Below are 16,835 nucleotides of genomic sequence, written 5' to 3' on the forward strand. Positions count from 1 at the left end.
GTGATCAAGACGAAAGGCCGGCCATGGAGCTGTTCTATTCCGACGCGGACCTCGCCTTCCGCGACGAGGTCCGCAGTTATCTGGACGACGCGCTGCCCGAGGATATCTCGGGCACCTTTTTCGGATACGGTCGCCATTCCTGGCACCAGATGATCCGCTGGCACAAGATCCTTGCCGACAAGGGCTGGGTCGCGCCGAACTGGCCTGAGGACCACGGCGGCACGGGCTGGAGCCCGATGCAGCAGTACATTTTCGACAGTGAGGCGATGATGGCCGGCGCGCCGCGCCTGCGGCCCTTTGGATTGAAGATGATCGGCCCGGTGCTGATTCGGTTCGGGTCCGAGGCGCAGAAAAAGCGGTTCCTGCCGCGCATCCTGAGCGCTGACGATTACTGGTGCCAGGGCTTTTCAGAACCCGGCGCCGGGTCCGATCTGGCCGCACTGAAGACCCGCGCGGTTTGGGACGGCGACGCCTATGTCGTCAACGGTCAGAAGACATGGACCACAACGGCGCAGCATGCGGACTGGATGTTCACGCTGGTCCGTACGGACCCGGATGCCGAGCGGCCGCAGCAGGGGATCTCGATGCTGCTGATCCCCCTCGACAGTCCCGGTGTGACGGTGCGTCCGATCATCACGATCGACGGTGATCACCATGTGAACGAGGTTTTCCTTGAAGACGTGCGCGTCCCCGCCGACCTGCTGGTCGGAGAGGAGAACAGGGGCTGGACCTATGCCAAGTACCTGCTGGGCAACGAACGTGTCAGCATCGCGAACGTCGGGCAGTCGAAGGCCGAGCTGGCGCTGCTGAAACGGCTGGCAGCAAACCGGAAGCGGGGCAACGTCGCCCTGATCGACGATCCGGTCTTCGGCATGAAGCTTGCGGACCTCGAGGCGGACTTCCTGGCGCAGGAGGTGACCAACCTGCGGATGCTGTCGCAGGTCCGGCCGGGTCAGGACGTCGGTGCGCTGTCGTCCTTCCTGAAGCTGCGCGGATCCGAGATCCAGCAGCGCATACAGGAACTGGCGATGGAAGCCACCGGCGCGTTGGCCGCGCCGTGGCGCGAAGCGGACCGGCCCCGGACGGACGACTACGGCATGCATGGCTGGCTGAATTCGCGGGCCTTCACCATTTTCGGCGGATCGAGCGAGGTGATGAAGAACATCGTCGCCAAGCAGATCTTGGGATTCTGAGGAGATGGCCATGGATTTCTCACCGACCGACGACCAACGGATGATCGCCGACAGTTTTGCCCGGGTCTTCGAGGGCGGCGGCGGACAGGCCGAGCTGGACGAGTTGGGCCTGCTGCTGGCGGCCCATCCCGAGGCGACGGGCGGCTTTGGCGCGGGCGTGGCCGACCTTGTCCCGGCGCTTGTCGAATGCGGCCGCGCGGCGACACAGGCCCCGGTGATCGGCGCGGCCTTTCTGCCGGGGCTGGCGCTGACCCGTGCCGGGATCTGGGCCGAAGGACCCGCATGCCTGGACCCGGAAGCCGAAGTGCGGATCGACGATGACCGGCTGACAGGCGTCCTGCCGGTGGTGCCCGGGGCGGATGTGGCGGACAGGCTGGTCATGTGCCTGCCGGACGACCGTCTGGCCGTGGTACCTTTGTCCGTGGCCGAGGTCGTGCCATTTGCTCTGGTAGACGGGCGGGGCGCCGCAGAGGTGCGGCTGGACGGGGCACGGGCCACGATCACCGACACGGTGCCGGGTCTGACCGGGGCGATTCAGGACAGTGCCGTGACGCTTTACGCCGCCGAGGCGCTTGGCGCGCTTTACGCGATCCGCGAGATGACGCAGGCCTATCTGAAAGAGCGCAGGCAGTTCGGTCGGCCGCTTGGATCCTTCCAGGCGCTGCAGCACGCGATGGTCGATCTTTATCACGACATCGAACATTTCCAGTCGCTGGTCCATCTGGCCGCACGGTGCTGCGACGGGCCAGACGTGGCGATGCGCCTGCGTTCGGTGTCGGCCTTGAAACGCTATCTGGGTGGGCGGATGCGGAGGGCCGCAGCCTCGGCCATCCAGATGCACGGCGGGATCGGCGTGACCGAGGAATACGCGCTTGGACGCTATGTGAAACGCGTGATCGTCGCGGACCTGCTGAACGGCAGCGCGGATGACCACGGGGCCCGTCTGGCCCGGCTGATCGCGGAGGAAACCCGCGCCGCCGACCGGGCTGCGCCCGCAGACGACCTGAAGGAGAATGTCGCATGAGTACCCCTGCAACCGAACTGCGCGTCGAACGTGACGGCGCGGTCCTGATCCTGTCGCTGGACGGCGCGTCGTCGCGCAATTCGATCAGCCCCCCCGTCTACAAGGCGATCCAGACGCAGGTCATCACGGCGGGCGAGGATCCCGGGGTGCGGGCGATCGTGTTGTGCGGGCTGCACGGGTTCTTCAGTTCGGGCGGAAACATCAACAACCTCAAGGAAAGCGCGAACAGCACCATGGCCGAGGTGTCGGGCAACACCGATGCGCTGAACGCCATGATACTGTCGATCCGGGCCTGTCCGACACCGGTGATCGCCGCGGTCGAGGGCGGCGCGGCCGGGGCCGGCATGTCGCTGGCGCTGGCCTGTGACATGATCGTCGCGGACGAGGGCGCGAAGTTCGTGGTCGCCTACGTCAAGGTGGGCCTCGCCCCCGACGGCGGCGTCACGCATTTCCTGAGCGAGGGCCTGCCGCGCCAGCTGGTGAGCGAGATGTGCCTGACCGGCACCCCGGTCGAGGCCGAGCGGCTGCACGCCCTTGGCGTCGTGAACGCGGTCGTCCCTGCGGGCGAGGCGATCGAGGCGGCCAAGAAGATGGCCGGAAAACTGGCCCTTGGTCCGTCGGGGGCGATGGCGCTTATCAAGTCCGAAATCGCCGCCGCGCCGCACAACGACCTGGCGACCCAGCTGGTGCTTGAGGCCAGGGGCATCAACACCGCGCGGTTCGGGGCCGAGGCCGCCGAAGGGCTGGCCGCGTTCCTGGGCAAGCGCAAACCTGACTTCGCAGGAAAGGCGTAAGCCATGATCAGGGACAAGGCAAAACTCGACGCGCTTCTGGGCGAGGTGCATGACTGGGTCCGCAACGTGGCACATCCGAACGAGGACCGCGTGGCCGAGTTGGACGAGGTGCCCGCCGACATCGTGCAGGACATGGCGCAGCGCGGCTATTTCGGCTGGTCGATCCCCGAGGAATACGGCGGGTTGGGCCTGACGACCGAAGAGCTGGTGATGGGCGCGATGGAGCTGTCGCAATGTGCCGTCGCCTATCGCGCGCGGGTCGGCACCAACACCGGCATCGGGTCCGAGGCGCTGGTCGCCGACGGCACGGAAGAGCAGAAGCGCAAGTACCTGCCTCTGATGGCACGGGGCGAGGCGACGGGCTGCCTTGCGCTGACCGAACCGAACGCAGGATCCGAGGCCAGCAACATCGAAACGACCGCGCGCCGCGAGGGGGATCACTATGTCCTGAACGGGATGAAGCGGTATATCACCAACGCCCCGATCGCGGATCTCTTTACCGTTTTCGCGCGGACCGAGGACGGCACCAAGGGGGCCAGGGGCGTCACCGCCTTCATCGTGGAGCGCGGGTTCAAGGGGCTAAGCACCTCGAAGGGGTACCGGATGATGGGGCAGCGCGGCTCGCCTGTCGGCGAGGTGCATTTCGACAACTGCATCGTGCCCGCCGAAAACATCATCGGCGGGGTCGAGGGCGTGGGCTTCAGGACCGCGATGAAGGTGCTGAACAAGCAGCGCATCCACCTTGCCGCGCTCTGCACCGGTCCGGCGATCCGGATGCTTGACATGGCCTTTGATCATGCCTCGGGACGGGAACAGTTCGGGCAGAAGGTCATCGACTTTCAACTGGTCGCCGCGCTGCTGGCCGATTGCCGGGCCGAGATCGAGGCCGCGAAGCAGCTGGTCCTCGCCACCGCCCGGTCGCGGGACGACGGCAAGGACATCGCGCTGGAGGCGTCGATCTGCAAGTACTTCGCGTCCGAGATGTGCGGCCGGGTGGCCGACCGCTGCGTGCAGGTCTTCGGTGGCGCGGGATTTGTCGCCAACCATTCCTCGATCGAACGGTACTATCGCGACGTGCGACTGTTCCGCCTGTACGAGGGCACAAGCCAGATTCACCAGCTGAACATCGTCAAGCAGATGCAGCGCCGTGAAGCTGCGGGCGGGGGACGCTGACCGCCACGACATGGGGCTCCGGTGCGCCATGTGCGGACGGCAGATCTCCCGAAACGCTCAGGCGTCCGCCGCGCCCGGGCCCGGCTGTCCCGTGCCCCGGGCCTCCCATGATCCGTCGTAAATCGCGGCTGGTCTTCCAGCGCGCGCAGACCCGGCGCGGGGGCCCGGTCCGTCCTGTGCGGTCAGTTCCATGATCGGCACATGGACCGGCTCTGGCCTGATCTTGGTGACGGGCGCTGGCGGTTTCATCCCGTCGATGCCCGCATAGGATAATGGTGGTCAGGCAGGGTGAGCCGTCGAGACGCATTTACGCGCCACGTCCGTCACAACCAATTGATGACGCTCATATATCCTCCAAAAATCAAAAAGAGAAGATTGCGCCACCGGCACCGCGGCGCGACCGTTTTCACATATGTGACAGTCCGCCTTTGCACCAAATAGATGTTGATCGGTGCAGGAGAGCTTCCTATCCTGCGGCTGACTGACCGGTTGGTCAGCGGCGGTGGATGCCGCCAGTAGTGGAGGAGGAACCCATGAAGAAAATCGTCGCGGCCCTGGCCGCCTGCCTTGTCGCATCTGCCGTTCAGGCCGAGGACTACCCCGCCGAAACCGTGACCATCGTCGTGCCCTATTCCGCAGGTGGCGTCACCGACAGCTATGCCCGGATGATCCAGCCCGCGCTGCAGGAAAGATGGGGCCAGACCGTCATCGTCGAGAACAAGCCGGGGTCGGGATCGATGGTCGGGGCGATGGATGTCGCCCGTGCGGATCCGGATGGGACGCGCATCCTGATGACGGCCTATGGCGTCATTTCGAACGAAGTACTGATGCCCGACATCCCGTTCGACCTGGCTGACCTGTCGCCGGTCTACATGCTGGGCCGCGGGTCCAACATGCTGATCATGCGTCCCGACTACCCGATGGACGACATCACCGACATCGTCGCCTGGGCCAAGGAGCATCCGGGTGAGTTGAAGCTGGCGTCCTCGGGCGTGGGGGCAAGCCCGCACATCGCGGCAGAATTGCTGGCCAACGTCGCGGGCTTCGACTTCCTGCACATCCCCTACCAGGGCAGCGCGCCGTCGCGCCTTGATGTGATCGCGGGCCGGGTGGACGGCATGATGGACGGGATCTCTTCGGTGGCCTACGTCGAATCCGGTGACATCAAAGCGATCGCCCTTGCCGCCGAGGAACGTCACCCGTCGCTGCCGGATGTTCCCACCTTCAAGGAAAAGGGCATCGACTTCGTCTTCGGGACGATCTTCGGTTTCTACGTCCCCAAGGACACCCCGCAAGAGGTTCAGGACGAGATCTTCGCCGCCCTTGATGCCGCGCTGCATGTCCCCGAGACCGAGGCGCTGTTGAACAAGCAGGGGATGGACACCACCCGCCGGACCCAGGCCGAATTCCAGGAGATCGTGGCCAAGGAACTCGACCAGCTCAAGGAGCTTGTCGCCAAGGGCCGACTGACCCCCCAGTAACATGTGTCAAAACCCCGGCGCGCGATCGCGCCGGGGTTTCTGACTGAAAAAGGAAAAGGTTGAGGGTGATGCGTTCTATTTGGTCAAAAGATGTGGCGACGGCCGTGCTCATCATCGTGCTGGGCGTGGCCGTTCTGCTTTACGCGCAGGGGCACTACAAGTTCGGCAGTTTCAGGTCTCCGGGACCCGGCCTGTTCCCGGTCCTGGTATCCGGCGTTCTGGCGGTCGTGGGCGTCGGCCTGTTGATCCAGGCGCTGATGCAGGGGACCGCGCCCGAAGACGTCCGGTTCGCCTGGCGCCCGTTCATCCTGATCCTCGGGGCCATCGCGGTCTTTGCCGTCACGTATCCCGTGACCGGGGTCGCGCCCTCCGTCTTTCTGATGGTGATCATCAGCAGTTATTCCGACAATAAGCTGCCCCTGAAGAACAAGGTCCTGCTGGCATCGATCGTGACGGTCATCGCGGTGGTCCTGTTCACAATGATCCTCGGCGTCAGACTGCCTGTCATCGCGGGGGTCTGGTAAATGTCGACCATTCTTGACAATGCGATGCTGGGACTGGGCGTCGCCTTTCAGCCCTACAACCTTGCCTTCTGCTTCCTCGGGGTCTTCCTTGGAACTATCCTTGGCGTCATTCCGGGCATCGGTGTGCTGGTCTCGATCTCGCTGCTGTTCCCGATCACCTTCCATGTCGAACCAGTTGCCGCGCTGGTGCTGCTGGCAGGCATCTACTATGGCACGACCTACGGCGGGTCGACCTCGGCCATCCTGTTGAACGTGCCGGGCACGCCGTCGTCGGCGGTGGCCTGTCTGGACGGGCATCCGATGGCGCAGAAGGGCCGGGCGGCCACGGCGCTGTTCATGACCACCGTCGCGAGCTTCTTCGGCGGGTCGGTCGGGATCATCATGCTGATGGGCTTTTCGCCGGTCATTGCCGCCTCTGCCGTGCAATTCGGATCGGCAGAGTATTTCGCGCTGATGGTTCTGGGCCTGATCGCCGCGTCGACCATCGCCTCGGGGTCGATGTTGAAGGGGATCGCGATGGTCCTGATCGGCATCCTGATGGGGCTGGTCGGATCGGACGTCTATACCGGGACCCTGCGCTTCACCTTCGGACAAATGGCGTTGTTCGAAGGCATCTCGATCATCGCGCTGGCCATGGGCATCTTCGGCGTGACCGAGGTGATCCATTCGGTTCTCAACATCAAGAAGGCGGGTGAGGCGAACCACGACCTGTCGTTCCGCGCCATGCTGCCGACCAGGCAGGAGATGCGCGACAGCTGGATGCCGATGATCCGCGGGTCGATGATCGGGTCGTTCTTCGGTGCATTGCCCGGAACCGGTGGCCTGATCGCGGCCTACATGAGCTACGCGACGGAAAAGCGGGTCGGCAAGACAGAGACATTCGGCAAGGGCGCCATCCAAGGCGTGACGGGGCCCGAGTCGGCCAACAACGCCGCCGACCAGACCGCCTTTATTCCGACGCTGACGCTTGGCATCCCGGGCTCGCCGACCATGGCGATCATCCTGGGCGTCCTGATCATCCACGGAATCGAGCCGGGGCCTATGGTCGTGGTCAACCAGCCCGACCTTTTTTGGGGCCTGGTGATGAGCTTCTGGGTTGGCAACCTGATGCTGCTGATCCTGAACATCCCCATGGTGGGCCTGTGGGTCCGGCTGCTGCGCATTCCGTTCCACCTGATGTACCCGGCGATCCTGATGTTCATCGTGATGGGTGTCCTGACCACCTACAACGACGAGATACAGGTCTGGGTCGTGCTGATCTGCGGCGCATTCGGCTATCTGCTGCGATACCTCGGGATGCAGGCCGCGCCGCTGATCCTGGGTTTCGTGCTGGGCCCGATGATGGAGGAGCACTTCCGGCGGACCCTGTTGCTGAACGGCGGTGACTTCACGGCCTTTGCGGGCAGCGCGATCTCTCAGGTCTGTCTCGGGGTTTCGGCGCTGTTGCTGGTCTATGGGCTTTTCGTGACCTACCGCACACGGCTCAGGACCGTGCAGGCGCAGCGAAGCGTCTCGTCCAGAAATTCACAGGTGTGAAGTTCGGGTTCACATAAGGGTTTTTCTTTGACTCCTACCCCGAGGCGTGACGAAATCGACCCAGGGGCGGAGCGGAGGCTGCCCCCATAGGGAGGAGGCCATATGCTTGGTCTGATGCAGGAGCGGCCGCTTCTGATTTCAAGTTTGCTTGAACACGCGGCCTGTTATCACGCTGACAGGGAAATCGTGTCCAGGACCTGCGAAGGCCGCCTTCGCCGGGATACGTACCGTACGCTTGCACATCGCTCGCGGCAGCTGGCCCATGCCCTGATCCGCATGGGCGTGAAACCCGGCGACCGCGTGGCATCGCTGGCCTGGAACACGCATCGCCATCTTGAGCTGTACTACGCGGTTTCCGGCATCGGGGCGGTGTTGCACACGGTCAATCCGCGACTGTTTCCGGAACAGCTGACCTACATCATCAACCACGCCGGCGCGAAGGTCGTGATGTATGACATCACCTTTGACAAGCTGGTCGCGGATCTGCGCCCGACACTGGATCATGTAAAGACCTATGTCGCCCTGACGGATGCCGATCACATGGCCGGAATGCCAGAGGGATCGCTGTGCTACGAGGACCTGCTGGCCGCCGAGCCGACCGAATTCGACTGGCCGGTCTTCGACGAGAATACCGCATCCGGGCTGTGCTATACCTCGGGGACGACGGGCAATCCGAAGGGCGTGCTGTATTCGCACCGCTCGACCCTGCTGCACGCGATGATGCTGTGTCAGGTCGACGGTCTGGCGCTGTCCAGCCGTGACGCGACCCTGCTGTGCGTTCCGCTGTTTCATGTGAATGCCTGGGGCGTGCCCTACGGCTCTCCTCTGTGTGGGGCCAAGCTGGTGCTGCCGGGGCCGAACCTTGACGGGAAAAGCCTCTACGAGCTGGCCAAGACCGAAGGCTGCACCTTCTCGCTTGGCGTGCCGACGGTCTGGATGGGGTTCCTGGACCATATCGAAAAGACCGGTGCCGATGCGAAGTCCGAGCTGATGATGCAGCGGCTGATCGTCGGTGGATCGGCCGCGCCCAAGTCGCTGATGCGCAAGCTGGACGATCTGGGCATCCACGCCTTCCAGGCTTGGGGGATGAGCGAGACAGGGCCGGTGGCCACGGTCGCCCATGCCCTGCCGAAACACGACGCGCTGAGCGAAGAGGCGCGGTTCGACCTGCGCTGCATGGGTGGGCGCCCGATGTTCGGGGTCGAGCTTCGGCTGATCGACGACGAGGGCAGGGTGCTGGCGCATGACGGCGACACGCCGGGCGAATTGCAGGTTCGGGGTCCCTGGGTCACCTCGGGCTATTTCGGAGGCGAGGGGACGGGTCCGGATGCCGAGGGTTGGTTTTCGACCGGGGATATCGCGACGGTGGATCCCGACGGCTTTGTGCGCATCACCGATCGGGCGAAGGACGTGATCAAGTCGGGCGGCGAATGGATTTCCTCGATCGACCTCGAAGACGCGGCGATGCGGCATCCGCAGGTGGCGGAGGCGGCCGTCGTGGGCGTGCCGCATCCCAGGTGGCAGGAACGGCCACTGCTGGTCGTCGTGCCCAAGGGCGACGCGCCGGACAAGGCGGCGCTGCGCGATTTCCTGACCGATTACGTGGCGCGCTGGTGGCTGCCGGACGATGTCGTGTTCGTCGACGAACTGCCGCATACGGCGACGGGGAAACTTCAGAAGATGGTGCTGCGCAAAGCCTATGCGGAATACGTGCTGCCGGACGTGGCAACGGGCAACCGGGGGGCGGCGGAATGAGCGGGCTGATGCTGGACGATCCCGACGGCACGCTTGAAATGCTGCGCGACAGCGTGGCGGGCTTTGCCGAGCGCTTTGACGGACCCGAGGGCTTTCGCGCGCGCCGCGACGCCGGGCAGGACCTGGACCGGACGGTCTGGTCCGCCATGGCCGAGGCTGGATGGCTGGGTCTTCACCTGCCCGAGGAAATCGGCGGCGCCGGGCTGGGCGTGGCCGAGCAGGCCGTGCTGAGCGAGGCGCTTGGCCGGGCGCTGATTTCAGAGCCGCTGGCGCAGCTGAGTGTTTTTGCCGGTGTCCTGCTTGCGCAGGGCGACGGCGCAGAACGGGACCGGCTGGCTGACGGGCTGATCGCCGGGACCGCGATCGTCTCGCCGGCCTGGCAGGGGCGTGATGGCGCTCCGGCCCCGCTGGTGGCGCGGGTCCATGGCGAGGACACGGTGCTGACCGGCGCCCTTTGCCATGTCAGCGCGCCTGTATCGGCGACGGATTTCGTCGTGCTTGCCGAGGCGGGCGGTGACTGGATGCTGCTGTCGGTTCCGGCCGGGGCTGGCGGGTTGAGCGTGGATGCGGCCCCGACATTGGACGGGGCCCAGCTGGGCCAACTGACGTTCCGGGATGTCAAGGTTCCGGGCAATGCGGTGCTGGCGCGGGGCAATTCGGCCCGTGCGGCGCTCGAGGCGGCCGTGGCGACGACCCGCTTGGCGCTGGCGGCCGAAATGGCAGGCATCGCGGCCGAAGCGATCGACCGCACCGTCGCCTATACCCGCGACCGTGTGCAGTTCGGCAAGGCGATCGCGTCCTTCCAGGTGGTGCAACATCGGCTGGTCGACATGTGGTCAGATGCGGAATTCGCCCAGGCCGCTGTGGTGAACGCGGTCGAAACGCTGGCGGACGGGCCAGGCAAGGCGGCGGATCTGGCGATCCTGGCTGCCAAGGCACGGGCCGGCGACGCGGCGGTGACCATCACCCGGCGGGCGATCCATCTGCATGGCGCCATGGGTTTCACCGACGCCTGCGACATCGGGCTTTTCATGAAACGGGCCGTGGCCCTGAATGCAACCCTGGGCCAGCCGGAAGAGCTGCGCCTGCTATTCGTGGCGCGCGAAGGCGTCGCGGCCTGAAAGGACAGGACATGGAAAACAACATGATCAAATGCGAGATCAAGGATCACGTCGCGGTCATCACGCTGGATGCTCCGCCGGTGAACGCGCAGTCCAAGGACTTCATGGAAGAGCTGATCGCCTGTTTCGACGAATTGAACCACAAGAAGGGCGTGCGTTGCGTCGTCCTGACCGCCCAAGGCAAGGTGTTTTCGGCCGGCGCCGACATCAAGGGCCGTTCCAAGCAGAGTGATTGGGCCCCCGGTGACATCAACCGTCACCTGCGCCGCGCCCGCGAAGTGGGCTTTGTCATCATGGAGATGAACATCCCCGTCATCGCCGCCGTGAACGGCCCGGCGCTTGGTGCGGGCATGGGTCTGGCGATCTGTTCCGACATCATCGTGGCGTCAAAGAACGCCGTCTTCGGCCTGCCCGAGATCGACATCGGCCTGATGGGCGGCGTGCGCCACACGATGCGCGTCTTCCCGATCGGCCTGACCCGGCGCATGGTGCTGACCGGCTATCGCGTCCCGGCCGAAGAGCTGTACCGCCGTGGCCTGATCGAAGCCTGCGTCGAACCCGAAGAGCTGCTGGACACCGCGATGGAGATGGCGAGGAACATCGCCTCGAAATCCCCGACGGCGATCAAGCTGGCCAAGCGCGCGCTGAACACGGTCGAGACCATGGGCCTGAAGGACGGCTACCGGTTCGAACAGAACCTGACCGTCGAAATGACCGGCACCGCTGACAGCAAAGAGGCCATGGCGGCCTTTCTTGAAAAGCGTCCGGCCGTTTTCCAGGACGAATGACCATGGAGGCGCAGCAGGACTGGAACGCACTGAGCGACGACGCCTTCCGGGAGATCTTCCGGGAGTGGGTGGACGCGAACTGTCCGTCCGGGCTGCGCTTCATGCGCAAGCAGCGCCCTGTCTTCGACGAAGTGGCCGAGTGGTACCACCTGCTGGCTGAGAAGGGCTGGCTGTCGCCTGTCTGGCCGCAGGAATACGGCGGCATGGGCCTCGATGCGGGCAAGCACATCGTCTATGTCGAGGAATGGGCGCGCCTCGGCTGCCCGCGCATTCCCGACCATGGCATCGGCCTGACCGGGCCGCTGCTGATCCAATACGGGACGCCGGAACAGAAGGCCTTCTTCCTACCCAAGATCCTGAGCGGTGAACACGTCTGGTGCCAGGGCTATTCGGAACCGAACGCCGGGTCGGACCTTGCGTCGCTGCGGACCTCGGCGGTGGCGGATGGCGACGGGTTCATCGTCAACGGGCAGAAGATCTGGACCACCCTGGCGCATTGCGCGAACTGGATCCTTCTGCTGACCCGGACGTCGAGCGACGGGCCGAAGCGGCAGAACGGGATCACGGTAATGCTGGTCGACATGACCACGCCCGGCGTGACCGTCCGCCCGATCCCGAACCTACGGCAGGAGACGGATTTCTGCGAGGTCTTCTTCGACAACGTGCATGTCCCCTCCGCCAACGTGGTGGGCGAGGTGGATCAGGGCTGGGCCCTGGCCAAGGCCGTGCTGGGGCACGAGCGCATCTTCCTTGGTGCGCCGTCCCGTCCGGAATACGCGATCAGGCGGCTTGAACGGCTGGCCCGCGACCGTGGCGCCTTCGACGATGCGGGGTTCGTGGCGCGCTATGCCAAGCTGCGGCTGGATCTCTACGATCTGGGGTCTGCTTTCGAACGCTTTGCGCGGGTGTTACGGGCCGGCGGCACACTTGGCCCTGACGTGTCGGTGCTCAAGATCTTCTGTTCAGAGCTGTACCAGCGGATCACCGAAGAGATGCTGACCGTCGCGGGTGAGGATGCGCGGTACTGGGACGACCTGCCCACTGGAGAGGGCGATGTGGATGCAATGAACCTGTATCTCGACAGCCGGGCGCCTGCGATCTTCGGCGGCTCGAACGAGATCCAGAGGGGCGTTCTTGCAAAGGGGGTGCTTGGTCTGCCGGGGTAGATCGAGCACGAGGGGAGGAGACGGATGGCACAGAGTGAATTTGCCCTTGAGGCCAAGGGGATAGGCCGGAGGTTCGGCGACTTCTGGGCGGTCAAGGACGTGGATCTGCAGATCAGGCGCGGGTCCATCCACGCGATGATCGGGCCGAACGGGGCGGGAAAGACGACCTGCTTCAACCTGCTGACCAAGACGTTGCAGCCATCGACCGGGCAGATCATCCTGAATGGCGAAGATATCTCGAAGTTGCGGACTTCGGACGTGGCCCGCAAGGGGATGGCGCGGTCGTTCCAGATCAGCGCCACCTTCACCGAACTGACGGCACTGGAAAACGTCCGGGTTGCCCTGCAGTCCGGCCATGGCAGCGCCTGGCGGTTCTGGAGCCCGATCCGGTCGATCTATTCGCTGAACCAGCGCGCTGAAGAGCTGCTGGAGCAGGTCGGCTTGTCTGCCGCGCGCGACATGACATCGGCCGAGCTGTCCTACGGCAAGAAGCGCGCGCTCGAGATCGCGACCACGCTGGCGCTGGAGCCGGAGGTGATGCTGCTGGACGAACCGACGGCGGGCATGGGTCACGAGGATATCGAACCGATCACCGCGCTGATCCGCAAGGTGTCGGCGGGACGGACCATCCTGATCGTGGAACACAACTTGTCCGTCGTGTCGGACCTGTCGGACCGGATCACGGTGCTGCAGGCTGGGCAGGTGCTGATGGAGGGCACCTATGCCGAGGTCTCCTCGGACGAACGGGTGATTGCAGCCTACATGGGGGGTGTCGACGATGCCGCTTGATACGTCATCCGCAGAACCGCTGCTGAAGATCGAGAACCTGAAGGCCTGGTACGCCGAAAGCCAAGCACTGCACGGCGTCGGCTTCGAAGTCAACAAGGGAGAGCTGGTCACGCTGATCGGGCGGAACGGCGCCGGCAAGTCCACCACGCTGCGGTCGATCATGGGTATCGTGAAGAACCGCAAGGGATCGATCCGGTTCCACGGGGAAGACTTGATCGGACTGCGCACCTTCCAGATCGCGCGCAAGGGCATCGCCTGGTGCCCCGAGGAACGCGGGATCTTTGCCGACCTGTCGGTGAAAGAGAACCTGACCCTGCCGCCGCGCCTGGTGCAGGGCGGCATGACGGACGAGGACCTGCTGACCAGCTTCCCCAACCTGCGCGCCCGCGCATCTTCCGGCGGCACGCAGCTGTCGGGGGGTGAGCAGCAGATGCTGGCCATCGCGCGCATTCTGCGAAACGGCTGCCGGTTTCTGCTGCTGGACGAGCCGTCCGAGGGGCTCGCCCCGGTCGTCGTGAAGGAGATCGGCAACCAGATCCGCCGGCTGAAGGACCAAGGCTACACCATCCTGCTGGTCGAGCAGAACCTGAACTTCGCACGCGCCATTGCCGACCGGCATGTCGTGATCGAACACGGACAGGTGGTCGATCAATTGACCAACGATGAACTCGCGGCCGATGTGGCCCGCGTGAAGACCTATTTGGGAGTGTGACCATGTTCGACGGGATCACGCCGCAGCTGTTGTTCGGTCAGCTTCTGATCGGGGTCATCAACGGCTCTTTCTACGCGATGCTGGCCATGGGGCTGGCGATCATCTTTGGCCTCATGCACGTGGTGAACTTTGCGCATGGCGCGCAGTACATGCTGGGGGCCTTCGTCGCCTGGCTGCTGCTGAACTATTTGGGCGTGCCCTACTGGGGCGCCCTGGTCATCGCGCCGGTGGTCGTGGCCTGTTTCGGCCTGGTGATGGAGCGGTTGATATTGAAACCGATCGCCAATCTGGACCATCTGTATTCGCTGCTGGTGACCTATGCCGCAACACTGGTGATCGAAGGGCTGATCCGGCAGCAGTATGGATCGACCGGGTTGCCCTACAATTCGCCGCTTCCGGGCGGCGTGAACCTCGGGTTCATGTTCATGCCCTGGTACCGTCTCTGGGTCGTGGTGTTTTCGGTGGTCACCTGCCTCGCCACCTGGCTTCTGATCGAACATACCAAGCTGGGCGCCTACCTCCGCGCGGCGAACCAGTCGCCCGAGATTGTCGAAAGCTTCGGCATCAACGTGCCCCGGATGGTGACGCTGACCTATGCCTTCGGGGTCGGCCTGGCGGGTCTGTCGGGCGTGCTGGCGGCGCCGATCTACCAGGTGTCGCCCTCCATGGGATCGACCCTGATGATCACCATCTTCGCGGTGGTCGTGATCGGCGGGATGGGGTCCATCCTTGGCGCGATCCTGACCGGTTACCTGCTGGGCATCGTCGAGGGGCTGACCAAGGTGTTCTACCCCGAGGGCGCGAACCTCGTCATCTTCTTCATCATGCTCCTGGCGCTCATCTTCCGGCCGTCGGGGCTGTTCTCAGGGGGGAAAAACTGATGCGGATCGCCCTCATCCTGATCGGAGCGGCGCTGGCGCTTGCGGCCCCGTTCTTCGTCTACCCCGTGCTGCTGATGACGATCCTGTGCTTCGTGATCTTCGCGGCCTCGTTCAACCTGCTGCTGGGCTATGTCGGGTTGCTGTGCTTCGGGCAGGCGATGTTCCTGGGCCTGTCGGCCTACATTGCCGGTCAGATCCTGAAGACCACCGGCATCTCGATCGAACTGGCAATTATGGCCGCGGCTCTGGTCTCGGCCGCGCTTGGTGCCTTCGTGGGATTCGTCGCGGTGCGCCGGTCCGGCATCCAGTTTGCGATGATCACCTTTGCCTTCGCGCAGTTCGTCTATTTCCTGCTGCTGCAGTCCGAGTTTACCGGCGGCGAGGACGGCATGCAGGGCATCCCGCGCACGCATCTGTTCGGCATTATCGACATCTCGGACAGCCGAACGTTCTACTACTTCGTGCTGGCGATGACGGTGTTGGCGATCTTCGTGGTCTATCGCGTGGTGCATTCGCCCTTCGGCGAGATCCTCAAGGCGATCCGGGACAACGAGCCGCGGGTGGAATCCCTGGGCTTCCGGCCCGAACGGTTCAAGATCCTCGCCATGACGATTTCGGCCGGCCTGGCCGGGTTCGCCGGCGCGCTGAAGGCCACCGTCTTCGGGTTCGCGACGCTGACGGATGTCAGCTGGACCGTGTCGGGCGAGGTCATCCTGATGACCCTGCTGGGCGGTCTGGGCACGCTGACCGGTCCCATGGTCGGGGCGGGGATCATCATCCTGATGAACGACGAATTGGCGCAGTTCGGCGAATGGGCGCTGATCGCGCAGGGGATCATCCTGATCCTCGTCATCCTCTTCCTGAGGCGTGGCGTGGTCGGCGAGGCCGGCGCCCTGGTCCGGAGGATGAAGGCAAGGCGCGCCAAGTGATGCCGCGCCGTGCGTCAGAGTTCGATCTGCACCGGGTTATCGAAATCCGGGTCGGTGCGGATCGACCGGACGGCCTTGTGCAGCGCTGTAAGATACCGGTCCTGGTGGCGTCGAAACCTTTCCGTCACACCGCCAAGTGCCAGCGTGATCGGCTGACCCTGCACCAGAACCGGCAGCAGCATGGCCAGAGTCGCACCGCCTTCGAAGGGAAGGTCCTCGACATAACCGTACCCCTGCGTACGGATCTTGGTGATCTCGGCCTGGATGTCCGCCAGTTTCATGCGGCTCGCCGGTTCGGCGGTCGCGATGTTGGCGCGTCGCACGGTATTCTCAAGCTTTTCGGCGGGCATGGTGGACAGCAGGACGAGACCGGCGATGGACTTGGTGATCGGGCGGATCGTGCCTTCGTCGATATGAAATCGCAGGGCATGGATCGACGGCTTGGTCTGGATATATTGCAGGTAGACGTCGTTCTTCGCGCCCAGGAACACCCCTTCGCCGGTTTCGGCGTGCAGGTCGTACATTGCATCCAGCACCTGGCCGGAGCCGAAGAGGACCTTGGGAATCCACTCGCCGAGGGTCGAAACCTTCGTGGTCGGAAAATAGACCCGGTCGCGCCGGTCGTAGTTCAGATACCCCAGCTTTACCAATGTCTTGAGCAAGACGGTGGTGCTGGAAAGCGGGTAGTCGAGCGAGGCTGCGATTTCCGACATGGAGCGTGGCTGACGGCCGATCCGGAAGTGTTCGAGGACTTCGAAGGCACGGGCCGCGGACTTGACTGTAGCATCGCTCATGGGGGTGGCTTCGTTCTGAATTTCAGAAATGTGAAAGTCATATCCACATACACAAAACAATGGTCTCGCACAACCGGGCGTGAGAAGCTGGAGTCCAGGAGGGGCACGAGGAAGCCCCGGGAGAAGGCGGTTCGCCGGCGACAGGCCGGACCGGGGTCGGAGGCCCCGAAGACCC

At 64.3% G+C, this 16,835-nt stretch carries 16 protein-coding genes; 15 read left to right on the forward strand and 1 reads right to left on the reverse strand.

What is annotated here, in order from left to right; all coding sequences use genetic code 11:
- Positions 1–23 precede the first annotated feature (23 nt).
- The 15 genes from E4S58_RS17110 (at position 24) to E4S58_RS17180 (ending at position 15,866) form a co-directional block, all read left to right on the forward strand.
- Positions 24–1,193, forward strand: a complete 1,170-nt coding sequence (locus E4S58_RS17110) for an acyl-CoA dehydrogenase family protein (RefSeq protein ID WP_136637685.1) — start codon at positions 24–26, stop codon at positions 1,191–1,193.
- A 10-nt stretch (positions 1,194–1,203) separates the two neighbouring features.
- Positions 1,204–2,217, forward strand: coding sequence for an acyl-CoA dehydrogenase family protein (locus E4S58_RS17115; protein WP_169052718.1), 1,014 nt, complete (start codon positions 1,204–1,206; stop codon positions 2,215–2,217).
- Entirely contained in the window at positions 2,214–3,011 is a 798-nt protein-coding gene (locus tag E4S58_RS17120; protein ID WP_136637687.1) for an oxepin-CoA hydrolase, alternative type, read from the forward strand. The genes E4S58_RS17115 and E4S58_RS17120 overlap by 4 nt, the downstream gene beginning before the upstream one ends.
- A gap of 3 nt (positions 3,012–3,014) precedes the next feature.
- A complete protein-coding gene (locus E4S58_RS17125) occupies positions 3,015–4,184 on the forward strand; it encodes an acyl-CoA dehydrogenase family protein (protein ID WP_136637688.1) in 1,170 nt (389 codons plus the stop codon).
- A gap of 533 nt (positions 4,185–4,717) precedes the next feature.
- Positions 4,718–5,665, forward strand: coding sequence for a Bug family tripartite tricarboxylate transporter substrate binding protein (locus E4S58_RS17130; RefSeq protein WP_169052719.1), 948 nt, complete (start codon positions 4,718–4,720; stop codon positions 5,663–5,665).
- A gap of 68 nt (positions 5,666–5,733) precedes the next feature.
- Entirely contained in the window at positions 5,734–6,189 is a 456-nt protein-coding gene (locus E4S58_RS17135) for a tripartite tricarboxylate transporter TctB family protein (protein ID WP_136637690.1), read from the forward strand.
- Positions 6,190–7,725: a tripartite tricarboxylate transporter permease gene (locus E4S58_RS17140; protein ID WP_136637691.1), complete on the forward strand. Its 1,536-nt coding sequence runs from the start codon at positions 6,190–6,192 to the stop codon at positions 7,723–7,725. It abuts the gene before it with no gap.
- 114 nt (positions 7,726–7,839) lie between these two features.
- Positions 7,840–9,480: a long-chain fatty acid--CoA ligase gene (locus tag E4S58_RS17145; RefSeq protein ID WP_338101537.1), complete on the forward strand. Its 1,641-nt coding sequence runs from the start codon at positions 7,840–7,842 to the stop codon at positions 9,478–9,480.
- A complete protein-coding gene (locus E4S58_RS17150; protein WP_136637693.1) occupies positions 9,477–10,601 on the forward strand; it encodes an acyl-CoA dehydrogenase family protein in 1,125 nt (374 codons plus the stop codon). Before E4S58_RS17145 ends, E4S58_RS17150 begins: the two co-directional genes overlap by 4 nt.
- Before the next feature lie 11 nt (positions 10,602–10,612).
- Entirely contained in the window at positions 10,613–11,389 is a 777-nt protein-coding gene (locus tag E4S58_RS17155; protein ID WP_136637694.1) for an enoyl-CoA hydratase/isomerase family protein, read from the forward strand.
- 2 nt (positions 11,390–11,391) lie between these two features.
- Complete coding sequence (locus tag E4S58_RS17160) at positions 11,392–12,555, forward strand: acyl-CoA dehydrogenase family protein (protein ID WP_205965415.1); 1,164 nt, start codon at positions 11,392–11,394, stop codon at positions 12,553–12,555.
- A 24-nt stretch (positions 12,556–12,579) separates the two neighbouring features.
- Positions 12,580–13,344 (forward strand): ABC transporter ATP-binding protein, encoded by a 765-nt coding sequence (locus E4S58_RS17165; RefSeq protein WP_136637696.1) that lies wholly within the window; start codon positions 12,580–12,582, stop codon positions 13,342–13,344.
- Positions 13,334–14,056 (forward strand): ABC transporter ATP-binding protein, encoded by a 723-nt coding sequence (locus E4S58_RS17170; protein ID WP_136637697.1) that lies wholly within the window; start codon positions 13,334–13,336, stop codon positions 14,054–14,056. The genes E4S58_RS17165 and E4S58_RS17170 overlap by 11 nt, the downstream gene beginning before the upstream one ends.
- A 2-nt stretch (positions 14,057–14,058) precedes the next feature.
- On the forward strand, positions 14,059–14,937 hold the full coding sequence (locus E4S58_RS17175) for a branched-chain amino acid ABC transporter permease (RefSeq protein ID WP_136637698.1): 879 nt from the start codon (positions 14,059–14,061) through the stop codon (positions 14,935–14,937).
- Positions 14,937–15,866: a branched-chain amino acid ABC transporter permease gene (locus E4S58_RS17180; RefSeq protein WP_240789600.1), complete on the forward strand. Its 930-nt coding sequence runs from the start codon at positions 14,937–14,939 to the stop codon at positions 15,864–15,866. Before E4S58_RS17175 ends, E4S58_RS17180 begins: the two co-directional genes overlap by 1 nt.
- A 14-nt stretch (positions 15,867–15,880) precedes the next feature.
- Here the strand turns inward: E4S58_RS17180 and E4S58_RS17185 are convergent, their stop codons facing one another.
- Positions 15,881–16,660: an IclR family transcriptional regulator gene (locus E4S58_RS17185; RefSeq protein ID WP_136637700.1), complete on the reverse strand. Its 780-nt coding sequence runs from the start codon at positions 16,658–16,660 to the stop codon at positions 15,881–15,883.
- Positions 16,661–16,835 lie beyond the last annotated feature (175 nt).

It is taken from the genome of Pseudooceanicola onchidii (assembly GCF_004959925.1).
Classification (GTDB): domain Bacteria; phylum Pseudomonadota; class Alphaproteobacteria; order Rhodobacterales; family Rhodobacteraceae; genus Pseudooceanicola; species Pseudooceanicola onchidii.